Here is a 19,465-nt window from a genome sequence, read left to right as displayed (position 1 = left end):
GTTGACTTCGGCCGACCCCAGCCGGATGTCAGATGTGGCCGGGGTCGGTGAGGTCAGGGCGGCATGAACATCAGCCGCGAACCAGCCTGGCGTCGGCCGGAGCCTGCCGCGAGGATTGCCCCTTGTTCGCCAGCCCCAGCACCACCTGCAGGGCCAGGGCCACGGCGCCACCGATGAAGACGAGGTCGCCGAAGGTGCGCACCCAGCGCAGCGTCTGCAGCAGTGGCTGCTGCATGAAGGCTTCGCTGCGGGCATACCACAGACCCTCGCTGGCGCTGGCGGCGAACTGGATGATGCCAATGGGCAGCAGGCTGGTGGCGATCATCAGCACCAGGCCACCGTTGAGGCCCCAGAAGGCGATGGTCATCAGCCGGTCGTTGAAGGCGAACTGCGGGCGCACATAGCGCAGCACCAGCAGCGTGAAGCCCAGCGCCAGGAAGCCGTACACCCCGAACAGCGCGGCGTGGGCGTGCACCGGCGTGGTGTTGAGGCCCTGCACGTAGTACAGCGAGATCGGCGGGTTGATCATGAAGCCGAAGACGCCTGCGCCCAGCATGTTCCAGAAGGCCACGGCCACGAAGCACAGCAGCGGCCAGCGGAGGCTGTCCATCCACGGTGCACGGTCCTTCAGGCGCCAGTTCTCCCAAGCCTCGTGGCCCAGCACGATCAGCGGCACCACTTCGAGCGCGCTGAAGGCGGCGCCCACGGCCATCACCGGCGTGGTGGTGCCCGCGAAGTACAGGTGGTGGAAGGTGCCGGGGATGCCGCCCAGCATGAACAGCGAGGCCGATGCCAGGCTGGCCGTGGTGGCCATGTTGCGCGAGACCAGGCCCATGCTGCTGAAGACGAAGGCCAGCGCCGTGGTGGCGAAGACCTCGAAGAAGCCCTCGACCCAGAGGTGGACCACCCACCAGCGCCAGTACTCCATCACCGACAGGCTGGTGCGCTCGCCATAGAACAGGCCGGCGCCGTAGAACAGGCCGATGGCGCCGACCGATGCGGTCAGCAGCGCGAGCAGGTTCTTGTCTTCACCCTTGCCATCCGTCGAGCGCTTGAGCAAGGCGGGCAGCACCCCGCGCAGCATCAGCACCAGCCACAGCAGGATGCCGACCCACTTGAGGATCTGCCACAGGCGGCCCAGGTCCACGTACTCGTAGCCCTGGTGGCCCAGCCAGAAGTTCCACTCGGGCGGCAGCTTTTGCGCAATGGCCAGGTAGTTGCCGGCGAAGGAGCCGACGCACACCGCCACCAGCGCCCAAAAGAGCACGTCCACGCCCAGCTTCTGAAACTTCGGATCTTTGCCGCCGTTGATGACGGGGGCGAGGAACAGACCGACGGCCAGGAAGCCCGTGGCGATCCAGAACAGCGCGGCCTGGATGTGCCAGGTGCGCGTGAGCGAATACGGGAACCACTGCGACACATCGATGCCGTAGAAATGCTGCCCCTCCACCGTGTAGTGGGCGGTGAAGCCCCCCAGGAACACCTGGAAGACGAACAGTGCCACGACTAGGAACAGGTACTTGCCCAGTGCATGTTGCGAGGGCGTGAGCGCGAAGCAGGTCAGCGGGTCGCGAGAAGGCGCTTTCGGCAGAGGCTCTTCGTGATCGCGCAGGAAGGACCAGCCCCAGACCAGGAAGCCGACACCGGCCAGCAGGATCACCACGCTGGCGATCGACCACACGATGTTCTCGCCACTGGGCGTGTTGCCGATCAGTGGCTCGTGCGGCCAGTTGTTGGTGTAGGTCACGTGCGTGCCTGGGCGTTCGGTGGCGGCGGCCCAGGCGGTCCAGAAGAAGAACTGAGTCATGGCCTGGCGCCGCTCGGCGCTGGGCAGTGTGTTCTCCTTCATGGCGAAGCTCTGGCGGCTCTTGCGCAGCGCGGGCGCGTCGGAGAAGAGCTGATCGTAGTAGGCCGCCGTTTGTGCGATGGCCTGCGCACGTCGGTCGCTCACTTGCAGCGTGCCGTTCGCATCCGTGCGGTTGCCTCGGTACTCGGCCTTGAGCTCGGCGCGCAGCGCGCCTTGCTCGCCCACGCCGAGTTGATCGAAGGCCTTGCCGTGGCGCTCGTGGGCGGCCAGGTCGAGCCAGGCGCTCAGCTCGCGGTGCAGCCAGTCGGCCGTCCAGTCGGGGGCCTGGTAGGCCCCGTGGCCCCAGATGGAGCCCAGCTGCATGCCGCCGACCGATTGCCAGGCGGTCTGCCCGTCGAGGATGTCGTCCTGCGTGAACAGCTTTTGCCCGCTGGCAGAGCTGACCTGGGTGGGGATCGGCGGTGCCGAGCGGTAGACCTCGGCGCCGAAGTAGCCCAGCAGCGAGAACATCACGATGCACACGCCGATCAGCGCGCACCAGTGCTTCTTGTACGGACCCATGTTGCTTCTTTCTGATGGATGGGTGGGATGGGTGCGGCCACGCGCTCAGGCGCGTTCGAACAGCACGTTGTTTTCAAGGTGGATGTGGGCCATCAGGTCCTCGCGCAGGGTCTGCAGGCCCAGGTAGAGCGCGCGCCAGGTGTTGCAGGCGCCGCGAGGCAGGGTGATGCCGTTGGTCAGCGCTTCGAGCTTGGCGAGCTCTTCGCCGTGGTGGTCGTGCTCCATGCGCATCACGTGCACGGGTGGCAGGCTCGGGTTGCCCATGCCGCGCTTGTAGATCGGAAAGAGCACCATCTCTTCCTTCTGCATGTGGCTTTCCAGCTCCTGCTGCATGGTCTCGAGGTGGTCCGCCAGGCCCAGCGGGCACTCGGGGCGGTCGCCGTGCACGTGCTCGACGCGGCGGGCCAGGCGGATCAGCTCGGGCAGTTGCTCGCGGTGGCGGGCGTGGTAGCGCGCCAGGATGTGATCGACCAGGTCGGGCGTGGCGGCTTCCGTCCAGTCCACGACCTCGTCGGCGCCGTCTTGCAAGGCGTCGAGCTGGGCCGCGATTTGCGATGCGTCCAGGCCAGCCTTGTCGGCGGCGGTCTGCAGGGTTTGCTTGCCACCGCAGCAAAAGTCGAGGTGGTGGGCGTGGAAGACGCGGGTGGCGCCGGGGATGGTGCGGGCCAGCAGGCCCAGGGATTGTTCGGCGTGGCTCATGGTGGGCTCCTTTTGAAAGTGGGGGACCAGGTTGGACTTGCCTGTGACATCGCAAACCGCAGACCAGCCCATGGCGCCTTGCAAATCAAGCACTTGCAAAATATGAGGGTAAAATAAACCCAATTTTTTTGGGTATGAATGACCGTGCAAAAGGTTGAAAACACCCTGATCGATCACATGGCCCTGGCCGACCTGACGGTGAGCCTGCCGCGCGCGGTGCGGCTGCAAAGGCTGGTGGGGCAGCTCAAGGCGCGCTTTGGTTGCGAGGCCGTGGTGCTGCTGCAGGAAGAGGACGAAGCGCTTCGCCCGGTGGCCGCCGAGGGGCTCAGCCGCGAGGCCTTGGGCCGGGCCTTCGAGGTGGCGCAGCACCCGCGGCTGTCGACCATCCTGCTCAGCCGCGAGGTGGTGCACTTCGAGCACGCCAGCACCTTGCCCGACCCCTACGACGGCCTGGTCGAAGGCATGGCCGGCCACCCGCTGCCCGTGCACGACTGCATGGGCGCGAGCGTGCACATCGACGGCCGGCGCTGGGGCGCGCTCACGCTCGACGCCTTGCAGCCCGGCACCTTCGATGACGAAGCCCGAGAGGCCTTGCGCGCCTGCCTGCCCTGGGTGGGCGCGGCCGTGAGGGTGAGCCTGCTGGAGCAGGAGGTGCAGGTGCTGCGCCAGGCGAGGGTGACCGCATCGGGGGCCTCGGATGCGCCCATGCCCGGCGTGCGCACGGGCATCATCGGCCACAGCGCGGCCCTGCTGCGGGTGTTGCACGAGGTGGACGTGGTGGCGCAGTCTGACCTGCCGGTGCTGCTGATGGGCGAGACGGGCACGGGCAAGGAGCTGTTCGCGCAGCGCGTGCACGAGTGCTCGGCGCGGGCCAAGGGGCCGATGGTGCACGTCAATTGCGCGGCGCTGCCCGAGTCGCTGGCCGAGAGCGAGTTGTTTGGCCACGTGCGCGGTGCGTTCTCGGGCGCGACCATTGACCGGGCCGGGCGCTTCGAGGCGGCGCGTGGCGGCACCATCTTCCTGGACGAGGTGGGCGAGCTGCCGCTGAGCATCCAGGCCAAGTTGCTGCGCACCTTGCAAAACGGCGAGGTACAGCGCCTGGGAGCCGACAAACCCGTGAAGGTGGACGTGCGCGTGGTGGCCGCCACCAACCGCGCCTTGAAAGACGCGGTGAGCCATGGCGGTTTCCGCGCCGACCTGTACCACCGTCTGTCGGTCTACCCCGTGCACGTGCCGCCTCTGCGCGAGCGCGGCGACGATGTGCTGCTGCTGGCGGGGCACTTTCTGGAGGTCAACCGCGCGCGGCTGAGCATGCGCAGCCTGCGGCTGGATAGCGGCGCGGAAGCGGCCTTGCTGCGCTACGGCTGGCCGGGCAACGTGCGCGAGTTGGAGCACGTGATGGGCCGCGCCGCGCTCAAGCTGCTGAGCCGGGGCGTGAACCGGCGCGACATTGTGACCTTGACCGAAGACTTGCTGGATCTGGATGAGACACCGGGGGCACGGCTGGGGCAAGCTGACCTGGTGAGCGCGGGCGATGCGGCGCCTTCATGGGGCGAGGGCGTTGCCGGGCCGGACATGGCGGGCTTGCGCGAGCAGGTGACGCAGTTTGAGCGCGCCCTGGTGCGCCAGTCCTTGCAGGCCGCAGGTGGCAACTGGGCCGAAGCGGCCCGCTGGCTGGGCATCGACGCGAGCAACCTGCACAAGTTGGCCAAGCGGCTGGGGGTGAAGTGACGGGGTTGGCTCGCCCGTGCGGACTCAATGGCGCAGCGCCGTATTGATCGAGGCGATGTCGCTGCCAGAGGGGATGGTGTTTTTCTGGGCGCCGCAAGTGTGAGTTGAGGTCGAGCGTTGGGGTGACTGCGTTGCAGCGAGGCTGTGTGATAACGCTTCAGATGCCAGACACGTGAACCCGGCATCAGGTTTAGACCAAGCTCAATTCAACTGAGGCCATACTGAGGCCATACTGAGGCCTCCGAGCCTCTCAGGAACGTTTGGAGCCCGTCGTAGATCGGCATGCGCTGCCCAGCGGCAAATGGGCTTTACGCCCCAAGCAGCCTCATCGCCTTTTGGGCCCTCTCAAAGCCAAGAATGCTGAGGACGCACTTGAAGTTGTACGCGAGCACGCTGAGGTTCATCTCCGTCTCAACGTGCTGCATCCCTCGCGTCAGGAAATGGGTCCAGCCCATCCAGTGCTTGAGCGTGCCGAAGACGTGCTCGACGGTGCGCTTGCGTACCGTCATGGCCGTTGGCATTTGGTCCAATCGCTGCTGCACCGCGTCCATCACGCTTTCATGCTCCCAACGCCGGATACGCCGGTAATCACTCGTCGTGCACTGCGTCTTCATGGGACAGGTTGGGCAGGCGCTGGACCAATAGATGTGAATCTGGAGGCCCGCTTCCTCTCGGCTGAACCTGTGAATGGCTCTTTCCCCGGCAGGGCATTGGTACTCGTCGGCATGCGCGATATAGACGAAGTCTGTTTTATCGAACCGCCCCTCCGCTCTGGCATTGGATGTCATGGGTTTAGGAACAATCGCCGCGATGCCAGCATCCTCGCAAGCCTTCAGCCCCAGGCCGCTGTAGTAGCCGCGATCGGCTATGGCCTTCATCTTGCGTTTGCCCATCGCCTCGCGTGCGGCCAAGGCCATGACACTCAACTGCGCCCGATCATTTCCGTTGTTCGTCACTTCGTGAGCAACGATCAGGTGGTTCTTTGTATCGACGGCGGCCTGCACGTTGTAGCCCACCAGGGCGGTGCCCTTCGCGCTATACGTGGTCATAGCGCGTGCATCGGGATCCGTCTGGGATAGTTGCCGGTCTGGCAGGGTCTCCAACTGAGCCTTCATCGCCTGCAGCTCCTGCAGACGCTGGCGCATCTTCTGGATCTTGCCTTGCAGCCGCTCGGTCTTGGCCTGCACTTCAACGGGCTGGGTTCGGTCTGCCGTATCCAGAGCCTCGAGATAGCGCTGGATGCTCTCCTCCAACTCCCGCTCGCGACGCTCAATCTTGCCAGGCGTGTAGTTGCGCTCGCGGTTGTTGACGGCCTTGAACTTGCTGCCGTCGATGGCGACTGCGGCTTCGGTGAACAGCTTCAACTCACGGCAAAGCGTCACGAAGCGGCGACAGACGTTGCGAATGCCTTTGCCGTTCTCGCGGCGGAAGTCCGCAATGGTCTTGAAGTCAGGGGCCAGCCTGCCGATCAGCCACATCAACTCGACGTTACGCTGGCACTCACGCTCCAGCCGGCGACTGGACTGGATGCGGTTCAGATAGCCATACAGGTACAGCTTCAACTTCATCGCCGGGTGATACGAGGGCCGCCCTGTTGCCGCCGGATTCGCACCGTCGAAGCCCATGGCCACCAGGTCCAACTCACCGATGAAGACATCCACGATCCGCACCGTGTTGTCTTCTGCAATGAAGTCGTCCAAGCACTCAGGCAGCAAGGTAACTTGGTGCCTGTCTTGTCCCTCGATGAATCTGGGCATACCTGACCTCCATATGGGTCAGGGTGCACGCAAGCGATGGGCCAGGTCTCAGCGAATCAACGAGTTTTCACACAGCCTCCAGCGATTGCTGCCGGTCACTGTTTCAGGCGGAATTCACGGGAGCGTCAGCATGCGGTCATTGAGTAAACGCACCCGCGGCAGCGGAAATGACCGACATCGGGGTCACTGCTGACATCAGCACCACCCCCGGTCAGCAAGCAGCGCTTTACTCCATCCCATTGCTGGCCCTAAAAGGCATCGACTGACCATGCCCTCTCTAAAGTCATTCGGCTTCATCACACCGGCCAGATGTTTTGGTTTCAAAGGCGGCACCGCTCATTGAGCGAACTCACTCCAGAGGGATTCCTGATCAAGAACTTGGGTCAGTTTTCCGCCGCAGCCACCATCAGGGGATCCCGTGACCGTCATGTGTCTGTGGCCTCGACCTTGACGCACGGCGATGGTGTTCGTTAAGATGGTAATAACTCACTATCTTTGACATGAACTCCAAACACCTGCCCGCAGACGAGCGCCGCGCCGCCACGGTCGAGGCGGTGGTGCAGTTGGCCGCGCAGCACAACCCCAGCGACATCACCACCACCCGCATCGCCCAGCATATGGGCGTCACGCAGGGGGCACTGTTCAAGCATTTCCCGACCAAGGCAGCCATCCTGGAAGCGGTGATGGGCTGGGTGGCCGAGCGCCTTCTGGCACGCATCGACCAGGCGACGCTAGGCTGCGCGTCGCCGCTGGCTGCCCTGGAGGCCATGTTCATTGCCCACATCGGCTTTGTGGCCGAACACCCTGGTGTGCCACGAATGCTGTTCGGCGAGTTGCAGCACCAGGGCGACACGCTGCCTAAAAAGATGGTCCAGAAGCTTGTTCGGCAGTACCGTGAACGGCTGCAACTGATCCTGACGCAAGGTCAGGCGGCGGGAGAGATTGATGCCCGCCTGGACGTCGATGCGGCAGCCGTGCTGTTTATTGGCACCATCCAAGGCTTGGTGATGCAGTCTCTCATCGCCGGTGATGTGGCGCGACTGCGGGACGACGCCCCGGAGGTCTGGGTCATTTACCGTCGCGGCATCGGAGGTGTGCGATGACGTTTCCCCGCCTTCAACGACGCACGCTTGCCGTCATTGCCGTGGTGCTGCCGTTGCTGCTGGTGTTCGGGTACGTCGCGCTGCGCTCGGGCCCCTTGGCCCCGGTGTCGGTCACCGTGACCACGGTCGAGAACCGCTCGATCACGCCCGATTTGTCTGGCATCGGCACTGTGCAGGCACGTTTCACGCACAAGATCGGCCCCACGGCCGCGGGCCGTCTATTGCGACTCGACGTGCATGTCGGGGACAGGGTGCGCGCCGGCCAGGTGATGGGGGAGATGGACGCTGTGGATCTTAACGATCGCATCACCGCGCAACATGCAGCCATTCAGAGTGCGCAGGCCGCGCTGCGGCAGGCCGAAGCCAAGCGGGCCTTCGCGCAAAGTCAGGCCCAACGATACGAAAACCTGCTGCCCGCCCGCGCCGTCACCGAAGAGTACGTAGCGAGCAAACAGCAAGACCTGTTGCTCGCCGACAGTGCGCTGGTCGCCACTCGCGAAGACCTGCGCCGATTGCAGGCCGAGTTGCAGGCCTTGCAGGCCCAGCGCAGCAACCTGCAACTCACCTCACCGGCGGCTGGCATCGTCGCGGCGCGCCAGGTGGATCCAGGCTCCACCGTGGTGGCCGGGCAGTCGGTGATCGAAGTGTTCGATCCAGCCAGCGTGTGGGTCGATGTGCGTTTCGATCAGATCAGCGCCGAAGGACTGGCGCCTGGGTTGACCGCGCAAGTGATGCTGCGCTCGCGCCGCAGTCAGCCCATCGCCGCACGCGTGCTGCGCATCGAGCCCCGTGCCGACGCGGTCACCGAAGAGACCTTGGCCAAGCTCGTGTTCGACTCCTTACCATCGCCGCTGCCGCCTCTGGGAGAGCTTGCCGAGATCACCGTGCGGTTGCCGGCGCTGCCTGCCGTGCCCGTGATAGGCAATGCCGCCATCCACACGGTAGAAGGTCGCCGCGGCGTATGGAAGGTAGACGGCGACGATCTCACCTTCACCCCCATCACCCTGGGTCGCACAGACCTCGAGGGCCGCGTCCAAGTCATCCAGGGCTTGAAGTCCGGTGACCGTGTGGTGCTCTACAGCGAGAAGGCGCTGAAAGCGCGCAGCCGACTTCACATTGTCGAGCGCCTGCGCGGAGTGGCGCCATGATCAGCCTGGCCGGGCGCGACATCCTGCATGCCTGGGGCAAGTTCGTCTTCACCGGCATCGGGCTGGGTCTGCTCATCGGTGTGACACTGACCATGGCCGGTGTCTACCGTGGCATGGTCGATGATGGCAAGGTGCTGCTCGACAACAGCGGCGCTGACCTGTGGGTGGTGCAGCAAGACACGTTGGGCCCGTATGCTGAATCGTCGAGCATTCCCGATGATCTGTGGCGCAGCATCCGCGTCATGCCCGGTGTGGCGCAGGCCGCCAACATCTCCTACCTGACGATGCAGGTCGGCAAGGGTGACCAGGACGTGCGTGCCATGGTGGTCGGCATCATGGCCGGTGAGCCGGGCACGCCGGGCTGGCCGCCGCAGCTCATTGTCGGGCGCCAGATCACGCGCAGCCACTACGAAGCTGTGGCCGATGTGGCAGCGGGCGCGCAACTGGGCGATGTGCTCAAGATTCGCCGCAACCACTATACGGTGGTGGGCCTGACCCGGCGCATGGTGTCATCGAGCGGTGACCCGATGGTCTTCATCCCCTTGAAAGACGCGCAGGAGGCGCAGTTCCTCAAGGACAACGACGCCATCTTGATGCAGCGCCGTCGCACTGAGGCCAACCCTGCATTCAACCGACCGAACGTCCCCGGCCTGCTCAATGCCGTGATCGACTCGCAGACCCGCAACAGCGCGGTCAATGCCGTGCTGGTTCGCATCCAGCCTGGCGCCTCGCCCGATGAGGTGGCCGAGCCCATCCGCCGCTGGAAGCGCTTCACCGTGCATGTGCGCGCGCAGATGGAGAGCATCCTGGTGGGCAAGATGATTGCCACCTCGGCCAAGCAGATTGCCATGTTCCTCGTCATCCTGTCCATGGTCAGTGCGGCCATTGTCGCTTTCATCATTTACACGCTGACCATGGACAAGATCCGCGAGATCGCGGTGCTGAAGCTGATCGGCACACGCAACCGCACCATCGCCGCCATGATCTTGCAGCAGGCGCTGGTGCTGGGGGTGATCGGCTTTGTCGTCGGCAAGATTGCCGCCACCTTTGCGGCCCCGATGTTCCCCAAGTACGTGCTGCTGGCGCCGGGTGATTCGATCCTCGGCTTCTTCATCGTGCTGGGCATCTGCATGGTGTCGAGCCTGGTGTCCATCCGCATGGCCCTGCGTGTTGACCCTGCTGAAGCGATTGGGGGCTGAGCATGTCGCGCAAGGGCATCCACATTGAAGGGTTGAGCAAGCGCTATGGCGAGGGCGACACCGCCCTGCTGGCCTTGAGAGAGGTCAACATGCATGTCGAGCCCGGTGAAGTGGTGGGTCTGATCGGCCCCTCAGGATCGGGCAAAAGCACCTTGCTCAAATGTCTGGGGGCTGTGATCAACCCTACCGCCGGGCGCATGCAATTGGGTGAAGACGTGATCTTTGACAACAGCTGGAAAGTGCCCGATCTGCGTGCCTTGCGCCGCGACAAAATCGGTTTTGTGTTCCAGGCGCCTTACCTGATCCCCTTTCTGGATGTGACCGACAACGTAGCCCTGCTACCCATGCTGGCCGGCATGCCCAATGACCAGGCACGGCAGCGCGCGCTGGACTTGCTGACCGCGCTGGATGTCCACCATCGAGCCAAGGCCATGCCATCACAGTTGTCAGGGGGCGAGCAGCAGCGCGTGGCCATCGCTCGAGGGCTGGTCAACCGCCCGCCGGTGATCCTGGCCGACGAGCCCACAGCTCCCTTGGATTCCGTGCGAGCGATGTCAGTGGTGCGCATCCTGAATGACATGGCGCAGCGTTTCGAGACCGCCGTCATCGTGGTCACGCACGACGAGAAAATCATCCCGACCTTCAAGCGGATTTATCACATCCGTGATGGAGTCACCCACGAAGAGGCAGGCGAAGGGCGCGCGCTGAGCTGAGGATGGCTTGATGCTCGATCGGGGCAGGAGTTTTTCCCGGACAGATGTGGATGTGGCGCACAGCCCATGCCGAACGAGCGACGCCCGTTCTTTGGGTTGTTCCTGCGGTCTCCAAGGCACTTGGCTGGGCACTGCGACCTTGGTGTCTCTTTGACCAAGGAGCGAAGCATGAAAATCGTTCGAATGATCGTTTTGACATCCTTCATCGGATTGCCAATGTGTGCCGCTGTGGCTCAGCGCGGCGGTGGCAAGGGACTCGGTGCAGGTCCAGGTATGGGCCCGGGTCCGATGGGCGCCAGCCCGGTCGCCAGTGCGCCCGGCATGGGTATGGGCACCGGCAGTGGTCACGGCGCTGCGCTGAGGTTCGGGCTACATCCCAGGCTGGGCGTTCATGACGGAACAGGAGCGTAACGAACACCGCGAGCGCATGCGTGCGATGAAGGCGTACGAAGAGTGCGAACGTCTCAGATCAGCCTGAGGCGGGGAGTCTATTCCGAGTCGTGGCGGACCACTCTCGTCCGCCAACACAAGCCACTGCCCACTTGACCCCCGTCAAAACCCTCTCAGCAGCATGCCGAAACACTGGCCTTGGTGTCTGGTACTTACGCCAGCCACTGAATGTGTGGAGACCGCATGCATACCAGCGACAGCCAGCCAGCCGCCAATGCCCACCGTGCCACGCCTGTGGCTGTCTTCAAACGAAACGGCGGCACGGCTGGCTTTAAGCCAGAGCGTATCGCGCGGGCCATGGCCGCGGCGGGTGATGCCACGAAGTCTTTTGATGTTGATGAAGCTTGGCGACTGACCGATACCGTCATCCAACGACTCAGCGAGCGCGTTCCTACTGTTGAGCAGATCCAAGACGTGGTCGAGCAGGTGCTGATCGATGCGGGTCACACCCAGGCCGCGCGCGCCTACATCGTCTATCGCGAGCAGCACCGCGCGCTGCGCGAAGACCGCCGCACTGCGGTCGATGTTGAGCGCTCGGTCAACGAATATCTGTACCGTCAGGACTGGCGTATCCACGCAAACGCCAACCAGGGCTATTCCCTGGGTGGGCTCATCCTCAATGTGTCGGGCAAGGTGATCGCCAACTACTGGCTCAGCCATGTCTACCCGCAGCAGGTCGGGCAGGCGCACCGCGATGCCGACTTCCATATCCATGACCTCGACATGCTCTCAGGCTACTGCGCGGGCTGGTCGCTGCGCACGCTGCTGCACGAGGGCCTCAACGGCGTGCCGGGCAAGGTGGAGGCAGGGCCACCCAAACACCTGTCGTCTGCCGTGGGGCAGATCGTCAACTTCTTGGGCACGCTGCAGAACGAGTGGGCGGGGGCGCAGGCCTTCAGCTCCTTCGACACCTACCTGGCACCCTATATCCGCAAGGATGGCTTGCCTTACGAGCAGGTGCGCCAGTGCCTGCAAGAGCTGATCTACAACCTCAATGTGCCTTCGCGCTGGGGCACGCAAACTCCCTTCACCAACCTCACCTTCGACTGGGTCTGCCCTGAGGATCTGCGCGAGCAGGTGCCCGTCATCGGTGGCGTCGAGATGCCCTTTGCCTATGGCGACCTGCAAGCCGAGATGGATATGATCAACCGCGCCTACATCGACGTGATGATGGCAGGCGACGCGCGTGGCCGGGCCTTTACTTTCCCGATCCCGACCTACAACATCACCAAGGACTTCGACTGGGAGCACCCCAACACCGAGGCCTTGTTTGAGATGACGGCCAAGTACGGCCTGCCGTACTTCCAGAACTTCGTGAACTCAGAGTTGCAGCCGCACATGATCCGCTCGATGTGCTGTCGGCTGCAACTGGATCTGCGCGAGCTGCTCAAGCGGGGCAACGGCCTCTTCGGCTCGGCCGAGCAAACGGGCTCGCTGGGCGTGGTCACGCTGAACTGCGCTCGGCTGGGTTATCTGCATGCCGGTGATGAGGTGGCCCTGCTGGCGCGCACCGATCACCTGATGAACCTGGCGTGCCAGAGTCTGGAGATCAAACGCAAGGTGATTCAGGGCCACATGGATGCAGGCTTGTTCCCTTACACCAAGCGGTACCTGGGGACCTTGCGCAACCATTTCTCGACCATCGGCGTGAACGGCATCAACGAGATGATCCGCAACTTCACGGGTGATCTGGAAGACATCACGACCCCCTGGGGGCATGATTTTGCGCTGCGCTACCTGGACCACATCCGTTCCCGGATCACCGAGATGCAGGAGCGTACAGGGCACCTCTACAACCTGGAGGCCACCCCGGCCGAGGGCACCACCTACCGCTTCGCCAAAGAAGACCGTGCCCGGTTCCCCGGCATCTTGCAGGCTGGCAGCGATCACGAGCCGTACTACACCAACTCATCACAGTTGCCTGTGGGCTTCTGCGATGACCCGTTCGACGCGCTGGCCCGTCAAGAGCCGCTGCAGATGAAGTACACCGGCGGCACGGTGCTGCACCTGTACCTGGGCGAGCAGGTGTCGTCGGTGCAGGCGTGCAAAAACCTGGTGCGGCGTGCGCTGGGGCGTTTCCGCCTTCCCTACATCACGGTCACGCCCACGTTTTCGATCTGCCCGACCCACGGCTATCTGGCCGGCGAGCACGCGTTCTGCCCGCGCTGCGACGAAGAGGCTCTGGCCCGTCGCGCGCGCCAAGCTCTTCCCAACCCCGCCTGAAGGAGGCACCATGAACACCACGAACTTCACCCCCGACACCCCACATGCCGTGCTGGCCGAGCACGAGCGCCAGCGTTGCGAAATCTGGACCCGTGTGATGGGCTACCACCGCCCGATGGCTTCATTCAATGTCGGCAAGAAAGGCGAGTTCCATGAGCGACGCTACTTCCTTGAGCCCGAGCGCGCCACCGCCGAGCCCTGCGTCGCCTGACGCAGCGGCCATCCCCACCGCCGACCTGGAGGTGGGGGGCTTCGTGCCCATGAGCACGGTGGACTGGCCTGATCAGCTGGTGGCGGTGGTGTTCGTGCAGGGCTGCCCCTGGCGCTGCCACTACTGCCACAACCCGGCCTTGCAGCCCCGTGGGGACCACCACCCTCAGGTGTGGCAGCGGGTGCTGCAGACCTTGCAGGTCCGTCGGGGCCTGCTGGACGGCGTGGTGTTCTCGGGCGGAGAGCCCACACTGGATCGCGCCCTGATACCGGCCATCCAGCAGGTGCGGGACATGGGGTTCCGCGTGGGGCTGCACACAGCGGGGCTCTACCCTGATCGGCTGGCAGAGTGCCTGCCCCTGGTGGATTGGGTGGCCCTGGACATCAAGACCGAGTTCGAAGACTACAAGGCCGTCACGGCCGTGCCCCGCAGCGGGGATCCTGTGCGCACCAGCCTGTCGTTGGTCTTGAACAGCGGCAAACCCTGCGAGTTCAGAACCACTTGGCATCCGGATTTGATCAGTGATGCCGCCTTGCTTCGTTTGGCGCGCCACCTCAAGGTGCTTGGGGCGCGGCAGTGGGTGCTTCAGCCTTACCGGCCCACGCCAGCCACTCAGGCGGGCCTGGGCTCGGTCATTCGCACGCCGCCTGACGAGTTGGTGGCGCAATTGCGGCGGGTGGGGCCAGCCGTGTGGGTGCGCTGAGGGCGCACCCCGATCCAACCTGGATCAAAGCGGCGCGAGCCCTGTCCAGAGCGATTCCCGCTCAATCGGGGGGAGAGTCACTTGGCTCGACTTGAGTTTGACGACGCTCAATGTCAGATCTATTTCCCCACCAACAATGACCCCATGCATGACCCATGCACCAGTGCGTGAATGCGAGCTGGTCACTTGACGAGGAGATCGTTGCCATGAACAACCTGACTGCAAAGCTGGGCCGCTACAAAGGCTTCATCCTGGGGGTTGGGGTCTCGGCCCTGGCTGTGTCGGCCGCCTGGGGAACCTGGGCCATCCTGGGTAGCAGCACCCCCGCGCACCAGCTCTTCAAGGGCAATGGTCGCCTGGAAGTGCAGCGCGTGGAGATCGCCACCAAGTTCCCGGGCAAGGTGGTCACCGTTGAGGTACAGGAAGGCCAAAGCATCAAGGCTGGCGACGTGATCGCCCGCATGGACACCACCGACCTGGAGGGGCAACTGGCTGGCGTGCAGGCCATGCGCCAGCGGGCCATTCAGGCCATGGGTCGGGCCCAAGGTGAGGTGCAGGTGCAGTCGATCAAGGCCCGCGTGGCGCAACTGGAACTCGACAACGCCAGCGACCTGCATCATGACGGCCTCATCTCTCAGTCGGAGTTGCAAAAGCGGCAGGCCCAACGCGATGGTGAGCGCGCGGGCATTTCCATCGCCACCTCGGCTGTGGGTGAGGCCCGCGCTGCCAAGGAGGAAGCCGAGGCCGGTATCTTGCGTTTGCGCCAGGCGATCGCCGATCACACCTTGCGCGCACCCATGGATGGGCGCATCGAGCACCGGGTGGTCGAGCCCAGTTCGGTCATTCCTGCTGGCGGTCGTGTGGCCACGCTGCTGGACGTGAGCCAGGTGCACATGACGATCTTTGTGCCGTCGGCGATCGCCGGTCAGTTGCGCATTGGCGATGAGGCCCGCATCGTGCTGGATGCCGCTCCGGATGTGCCGCTGCCTGCGAAGGTGGCCTTTGTGGCCTCGGATGCACAGTTCACGCCCAAGCACGTCGAGACCCAGAAAGAGCGCGACAAGCTGAGCTACCGCGTCAAGCTGGCCCTGCCCGAGTCCGTGGCCTTGCAGCATGCAGCCTTGCTCAAGGGCGGTTTGACGGGCATGGGTGTGGTGCGCACCAGCGTTGCACCGGCTGATTCAGCCTGGTCCGAACAGCGTGATGAGTTCCTGGCCCTGAAGTGAAGGACTCACCATGTCGTACGCGGTGCAGATCGAGGCAGTGACCCACCGCTACGGCGCGGTGCTTGCACTGGATGGCGTCAGTCTGAATCTGCCGCAGGGGCGGACCATCGGGCTGGTCGGACCCGATGGGGTGGGCAAATCTACCTTGCTGGGCCTGATCGCCGGTGTCAAGCGATTGCAAAGTGGCCGTGTCACGGTGCTGGGCACCGATGTGCAGAAAGCCGATGCCCGCCAGGCGCTGCTGCCCCGAGTGGCCTTCATGCCGCAGGGGCTGGGCCGGGCGCTGTACCGTTCGCTGTCCGTGTATGACAACATCGACTTCGCCGCACGGCTGTTTGGTGTACCCGAAGCCGAGCGTGATGCCCGCATTCGCAGCCTGCTGGTGGCGACAGGGCTGGATCCCTTCCCCGAACGCCCAGCCGGCAAGCTCTCGGGCGGCATGAAGCAGAAGGTGGCGCTGTGCAGCGCGCTGGTGCACAACCCCGATCTGCTCATTCTGGATGAGCCCACGACGGGGGTGGATCCGCTCTCACGTCGGCAGTTCTGGGCCCTGGTGGAGGGGCTGCGTGTGCAGCGCCCACACATGACGGTGCTGGTGGCCACGGCTTACATGGAAGAGGCTGAGCGATTCGAGCACCTCATCGCCATGGCGGATGGCAGGGTGCTGGTCAACGCCCCGACCATCGACGTGATGATGCAGACCCGCGCAGCCACGCTGGAGGATGCGTACGTGAAGCTGGCCGGGCAGGGCGATGGTGAGCCCCTGGTCATCCCTCCGCTGCCTCACCGGGACGGTCCACCGGCCATGGAGGCCCATGGCCTGACGCGCCGGTTTGGTGACTTCACGGCCGTGCATGACGTCAACTTCCGCATTGAGCAAGGCGAGATCTTTGGCTTCCTTGGCTCCAACGGTTGTGGCAAGACCACCACCATGAAGATGCTGACGGGCTTGCTGGACATCACTGAAGGACAGGCCAGCCTCCTGGGCCGCCCTGTCAATGCGGGCGACCTGACCAACCGATTGAACATCGGGTACATGTCGCAGGCCTTCTCCTTGTATGAAGAGCTGTCGGTACGGCAGAACCTGGTGCTGCACGCGCGCTTGTACCGCATGGATCCGCGCACCGCCGACGCCGAGATCGACCGTGCGCTGCAGGTGTTCGAACTCAGCCGGCACGTTGACAAGGCCCCGGCCGACCTGTCGCTGGGGATTCGCCAGCGGCTGCAGCTGGCCGCCGCCTGCCTGCACAAGCCGGCTGTGCTGATCCTGGACGAACCCACCTCCGGGGTGGACCCGGCGGCCCGCGACATGTTCTGGCGACACCTGATTCGTCTGTCGCGTGAGGAGGGGGTGACCCTCTTTGTGTCCACCCACTTCATGAACGAGGCGCAGCGCTGCGACCGCATCTCCTTGATGCACCATGGCCGGGTGTTGGCGGTGGGCGCCCCGCAGGCTCTGTGTGAGGCGCAGGGTTGCGAAACGCTGGAGCAGGCCTTCATCGACTACCTGGAGGCCGATGCCGAGCTCACGCATGTGCCCAAACCTGATACCACGCACGACCCGATGGACACTTCTCCGGGCATCGTGCCGGGCGATGCAGCGGGCTGGACAGCGCCGACCGGCCTGGCCGCCTGGTGGGCCCGCATGTGGGCCTTCGCCCGGCGAGAGGCCATGGAGTTGCGTCATGACACCATCCGGCTGACCTTCGCATTCCTGGGGCCGCTCATCCTGCTGTGCGCCGGATCCTGGGGGCTGAGTTTTGACGTGGACCGCATTGCTTATGCCGTGCTGGACCGAGACCAGAGCAGCGAAAGCCGCGGGCTGATCGCCCACTTTGATGGCTCGACTTACTTCGATCAGCAGGCCCCTCTGCACCATGTCGATGACATCGATGCCACCTTGAAGAGCGGGCACACCTGGCTGGTCATCGACATTCCCCCAGGCTTTGGTCGCGATCTGGTGGGCATGCGCCAGCCTGAGGTGGCGTTCTATGTGGATGGCGCCGATCTGGTGCGTGCCAACCACATCGCCAACAGCGCCAGGGCCGTGGCGTTGTCGCATGCCTTGGCGTATGCGCGGGCAATTCCCGGGGCGGAGATTCCGGCCTTGCCGGTGCGCACCGAGCCGCGGCTGTCCTTCAACCAGGATTACCGCAGCATCCACACTTTCGCGCCGGGGGTGCTGATGCTGGCCATGACCCTGGTGCCGGCCATGTTGACCGCGTTGGGGGTGGTGCGAGAAAAAGAGATGGGCACCATCACCAACCTGTACTCGGCCCCCGGCACCATCAGCGAGTTTCTGGTGGGCAAGCAACTGCCCTACATCGCGCTCACCTTCCTCAGCTTTCTGACCTTGGTGCTGGTGCTGACGTTGGTGTTCGACGTGTGGGTGCAGGGCAGTCTGCTGGGCCTGGCCATCGGGGCCCTGGCCTACGCCGTGGCCATCACGGGCATGGGCATGCTGGTGTCATCCTTCGTGCAGACCCAAGTGGCGGCACAGTTTCTGACGGCCATCTTGTGCGTGATCATCACCACCAGCTTTGCGGGGCTGCTCAGCCCCACCTCCACCCTGGAGGGACTCAACAGCGCGCTGGCCCAGTTCTTCCCGGCCTCGTGGTTCCAGCAGATCAGCCTGGGCACCATCACCAAGGGGTGGCCGTTGTCCTGGCCCGCGCTGTGGACATCCACCGCAGCGCTGCTGGGCTTTGGGGTGCTCTATGTGGCACTGGCCCGATCACTGGTTCGAAAGCAGGAGCGCTGACATGGCCTTGTGGTTCTACAACGTCTGGCACCTGGGGCTCAAAGAGCTGCGCTGTGTGCTCAAGGATGTCACGATGATGGCCGCCATCCTCGTGTCCTTCACGGTGGCGGTGTACGTGGTGGCCGTGGGCACCAAGACCGACGTCAACCATGTCGGGGTCGGGGTCATCGATCGGGATCAATCTTCCCTGTCGGTTCGCTTGCGCGACGCGATCCGTCCCCCTCTGTTTCAGTCACCCGTCATGGTTCAGGAAGAGGAGGCCATGCGGGGGCTTGAGACGGGCCGATTCCTGTTTGTGGTGGACATCCCCGAGCACTTCGAGGCGGATGTGCACGGCTACCGCTCGCCCGCCATCCAGATCCACATGGATGCCACGGCCATGGCGCAGGGCCGCCTGGGCAATGCCTACCTGGACGAGATCATCCTGCGCGAAACGCTGGCCCACCTGAGGGTTGACGGCATCGATGCGCGCCTGCCCACCAGGCCGGTGGTGCATGTGCAGTTCAACCCCAACCATACCTCGTCATGGTTCACCTCGGTCATGCAGTTGATCAACAACGTGACCGTGCTGTCAGTCGTGCTGGTGGGCGCGGCGGTCATCCGTGAGCGCGAGCGCGGCACCATCGAGCACTTGCTGGTCATGCCCGTGCGGCCCAGCGAGATCGCCATGGCCAAGATCCTGGCCAACGGTCTGGTCATCCTGCTGGCGGTGGGACTGTCCTTGCAGTTGGTGGTGCAAGGCCTGTTGGCGGTGCCGCCAGCAGGCTCGGCCACACTGTTCCTGTCCGGTACGGCGCTCTACCTTTTTTCACTGACCGCACTGGGCATCCTGCTGGCCACCATGGCCTCGTCCATGCCGCAGTTCGGCCTCTTGGCCGTGCCGGTCTTCGTGATCATGTATTTGCTGTCGGGCTCGGCCACGCCGCGCGAGAACATGCCGCAGTGGTTGCAATACGCCATGCAGCTGTCCCCGTCCACCCACTACACCTTGTTGGCTCAGGGGGTGCTGTATCGCGGCGCCGGTCTGGGCATCGTGTGGCCGCAAATGCTCACCATGCTCCTCATTGGAGGAGCCTTTCTGGGGGTGGCCTTGCTTCGCTTCCGTGTGATGTTGGCGCGTCAGGGGTGATCCCTGCCGGCACGACCTGATCTTGTGCTCATTCTTTCATGAGG

Annotated in this window: 14 protein-coding genes; 11 read left to right on the top strand and 3 right to left on the bottom strand. The window is 64.2% G+C overall.

What is annotated here, in order from left to right; translation table 11 throughout:
• Positions 1–70: 70 nt before the first annotated feature.
• Together WNB94_RS03380 and ytfE are read right to left on the bottom strand one after the other, a co-directional pair.
• Positions 71–2,368, bottom strand: coding sequence for a nitric-oxide reductase large subunit (locus WNB94_RS03380; RefSeq protein WP_341388400.1), 2,298 nt, complete (start codon positions 2,366–2,368; stop codon positions 71–73).
• Positions 2,369–2,413: 45 nt separating this feature from the next.
• Positions 2,414–3,067, bottom strand: coding sequence for an iron-sulfur cluster repair protein YtfE (ytfE, locus tag WNB94_RS03375; RefSeq protein ID WP_341388398.1), 654 nt, complete (start codon positions 3,065–3,067; stop codon positions 2,414–2,416).
• Between the two features lie 177 nt (positions 3,068–3,244).
• On the opposite strand from ytfE, the gene norR reads away from it, so the two are divergent.
• Complete coding sequence (gene norR / locus WNB94_RS03370; RefSeq protein ID WP_341389930.1) at positions 3,245–4,798, top strand: nitric oxide reductase transcriptional regulator NorR; 1,554 nt, start codon at positions 3,245–3,247, stop codon at positions 4,796–4,798.
• A 308-nt stretch (positions 4,799–5,106) separates the two neighbouring features.
• On the opposite strand, the gene WNB94_RS03365 is transcribed toward norR, so the two are convergent.
• Positions 5,107–6,555: an IS1182 family transposase gene (locus WNB94_RS03365; protein WP_341388396.1), complete on the bottom strand. Its 1,449-nt coding sequence runs from the start codon at positions 6,553–6,555 to the stop codon at positions 5,107–5,109.
• 500 nt (positions 6,556–7,055) lie between these two features.
• Between WNB94_RS03365 and WNB94_RS03360 the strand changes: the two genes are divergently transcribed.
• From WNB94_RS03360 to WNB94_RS03315, 10 genes are all read left to right on the top strand, one after another.
• The gene (locus WNB94_RS03360) at positions 7,056–7,658 is read left to right on the top strand and encodes a TetR/AcrR family transcriptional regulator (RefSeq protein ID WP_341388395.1); all 603 of its coding nucleotides are present in this window, start codon (positions 7,056–7,058) and stop codon (positions 7,656–7,658) included.
• A complete protein-coding gene (locus tag WNB94_RS03355) occupies positions 7,655–8,806 on the top strand; it encodes an efflux RND transporter periplasmic adaptor subunit (RefSeq protein WP_341388393.1) in 1,152 nt (383 codons plus the stop codon). Before WNB94_RS03360 ends, WNB94_RS03355 begins: the two co-directional genes overlap by 4 nt.
• Positions 8,803–10,005, top strand: a complete 1,203-nt coding sequence (locus WNB94_RS03350; RefSeq protein WP_341388392.1) for an ABC transporter permease — start codon at positions 8,803–8,805, stop codon at positions 10,003–10,005. The genes WNB94_RS03355 and WNB94_RS03350 overlap by 4 nt, the downstream gene beginning before the upstream one ends.
• A 2-nt stretch (positions 10,006–10,007) precedes the next feature.
• Positions 10,008–10,718, top strand: a complete 711-nt coding sequence (locus WNB94_RS03345) for an ABC transporter ATP-binding protein (RefSeq protein WP_341388390.1) — start codon at positions 10,008–10,010, stop codon at positions 10,716–10,718.
• 633 nt (positions 10,719–11,351) lie between these two features.
• Positions 11,352–13,391: a ribonucleoside triphosphate reductase gene (locus WNB94_RS03340; protein ID WP_341388389.1), complete on the top strand. Its 2,040-nt coding sequence runs from the start codon at positions 11,352–11,354 to the stop codon at positions 13,389–13,391.
• Positions 13,392–13,401: 10 nt separating this feature from the next.
• Positions 13,402–13,602, top strand: coding sequence for an anaerobic ribonucleoside-triphosphate reductase (gene nrdD / locus WNB94_RS03335; protein ID WP_341388388.1), 201 nt, complete (start codon positions 13,402–13,404; stop codon positions 13,600–13,602).
• On the top strand, positions 13,544–14,305 hold the full coding sequence (locus tag WNB94_RS03330) for an anaerobic ribonucleoside-triphosphate reductase activating protein (RefSeq protein WP_341388385.1): 762 nt from the start codon (positions 13,544–13,546) through the stop codon (positions 14,303–14,305). The genes nrdD and WNB94_RS03330 overlap by 59 nt, the downstream gene beginning before the upstream one ends.
• 206 nt (positions 14,306–14,511) lie before the next feature.
• Positions 14,512–15,531: an HlyD family secretion protein gene (locus WNB94_RS03325; RefSeq protein ID WP_341388383.1), complete on the top strand. Its 1,020-nt coding sequence runs from the start codon at positions 14,512–14,514 to the stop codon at positions 15,529–15,531.
• A gap of 10 nt (positions 15,532–15,541) precedes the next feature.
• The gene (rbbA, locus tag WNB94_RS03320) at positions 15,542–18,292 is read left to right on the top strand and encodes a ribosome-associated ATPase/putative transporter RbbA (RefSeq protein ID WP_341388381.1); all 2,751 of its coding nucleotides are present in this window, start codon (positions 15,542–15,544) and stop codon (positions 18,290–18,292) included.
• A gap of 1 nt (position 18,293) precedes the next feature.
• Positions 18,294–19,421, top strand: coding sequence for an ABC transporter permease (locus tag WNB94_RS03315; RefSeq protein WP_341388379.1), 1,128 nt, complete (start codon positions 18,294–18,296; stop codon positions 19,419–19,421).
• Positions 19,422–19,465 lie beyond the last annotated feature (44 nt).

Source organism: Aquabacterium sp. A3 (genome assembly GCF_038069945.1).
Lineage (GTDB): Bacteria > Pseudomonadota > Gammaproteobacteria > Burkholderiales > Burkholderiaceae_C > Aquabacterium.
Note: the sequence above shows the minus strand (reverse complement) of the source record. Positions and strands in the feature narration are given on the sequence as shown.

Coding starts and splice junctions, on each gene's coding strand:
- WNB94_RS03380 (WP_341388400.1), bottom strand. CDS start 2,368: ATGGGTCCGTACAAGAAGCACTGGTGCGCGCTGATCGGCGTGTGCATC.
- ytfE (WP_341388398.1), bottom strand. CDS start 3,067: ATGAGCCACGCCGAACAATCCCTGGGCCTGCTGGCCCGCACCATCCCC.
- norR (WP_341389930.1), top strand. CDS start 3,245: ATGGCCCTGGCCGACCTGACGGTGAGCCTGCCGCGCGCGGTGCGGCTG.
- WNB94_RS03365 (WP_341388396.1), bottom strand. CDS start 6,555: ATGCCCAGATTCATCGAGGGACAAGACAGGCACCAAGTTACCTTGCTG.
- WNB94_RS03360 (WP_341388395.1), top strand. CDS start 7,056: ATGAACTCCAAACACCTGCCCGCAGACGAGCGCCGCGCCGCCACGGTC.
- WNB94_RS03355 (WP_341388393.1), top strand. CDS start 7,655: ATGACGTTTCCCCGCCTTCAACGACGCACGCTTGCCGTCATTGCCGTG.
- WNB94_RS03350 (WP_341388392.1), top strand. CDS start 8,803: ATGATCAGCCTGGCCGGGCGCGACATCCTGCATGCCTGGGGCAAGTTC.
- WNB94_RS03345 (WP_341388390.1), top strand. CDS start 10,008: ATGTCGCGCAAGGGCATCCACATTGAAGGGTTGAGCAAGCGCTATGGC.
- WNB94_RS03340 (WP_341388389.1), top strand. CDS start 11,352: ATGCATACCAGCGACAGCCAGCCAGCCGCCAATGCCCACCGTGCCACG.
- nrdD (WP_341388388.1), top strand. CDS start 13,402: ATGAACACCACGAACTTCACCCCCGACACCCCACATGCCGTGCTGGCC.
- WNB94_RS03330 (WP_341388385.1), top strand. CDS start 13,544: ATGAGCGACGCTACTTCCTTGAGCCCGAGCGCGCCACCGCCGAGCCCT.
- WNB94_RS03325 (WP_341388383.1), top strand. CDS start 14,512: ATGAACAACCTGACTGCAAAGCTGGGCCGCTACAAAGGCTTCATCCTG.
- rbbA (WP_341388381.1), top strand. CDS start 15,542: ATGTCGTACGCGGTGCAGATCGAGGCAGTGACCCACCGCTACGGCGCG.
- WNB94_RS03315 (WP_341388379.1), top strand. CDS start 18,294: ATGGCCTTGTGGTTCTACAACGTCTGGCACCTGGGGCTCAAAGAGCTG.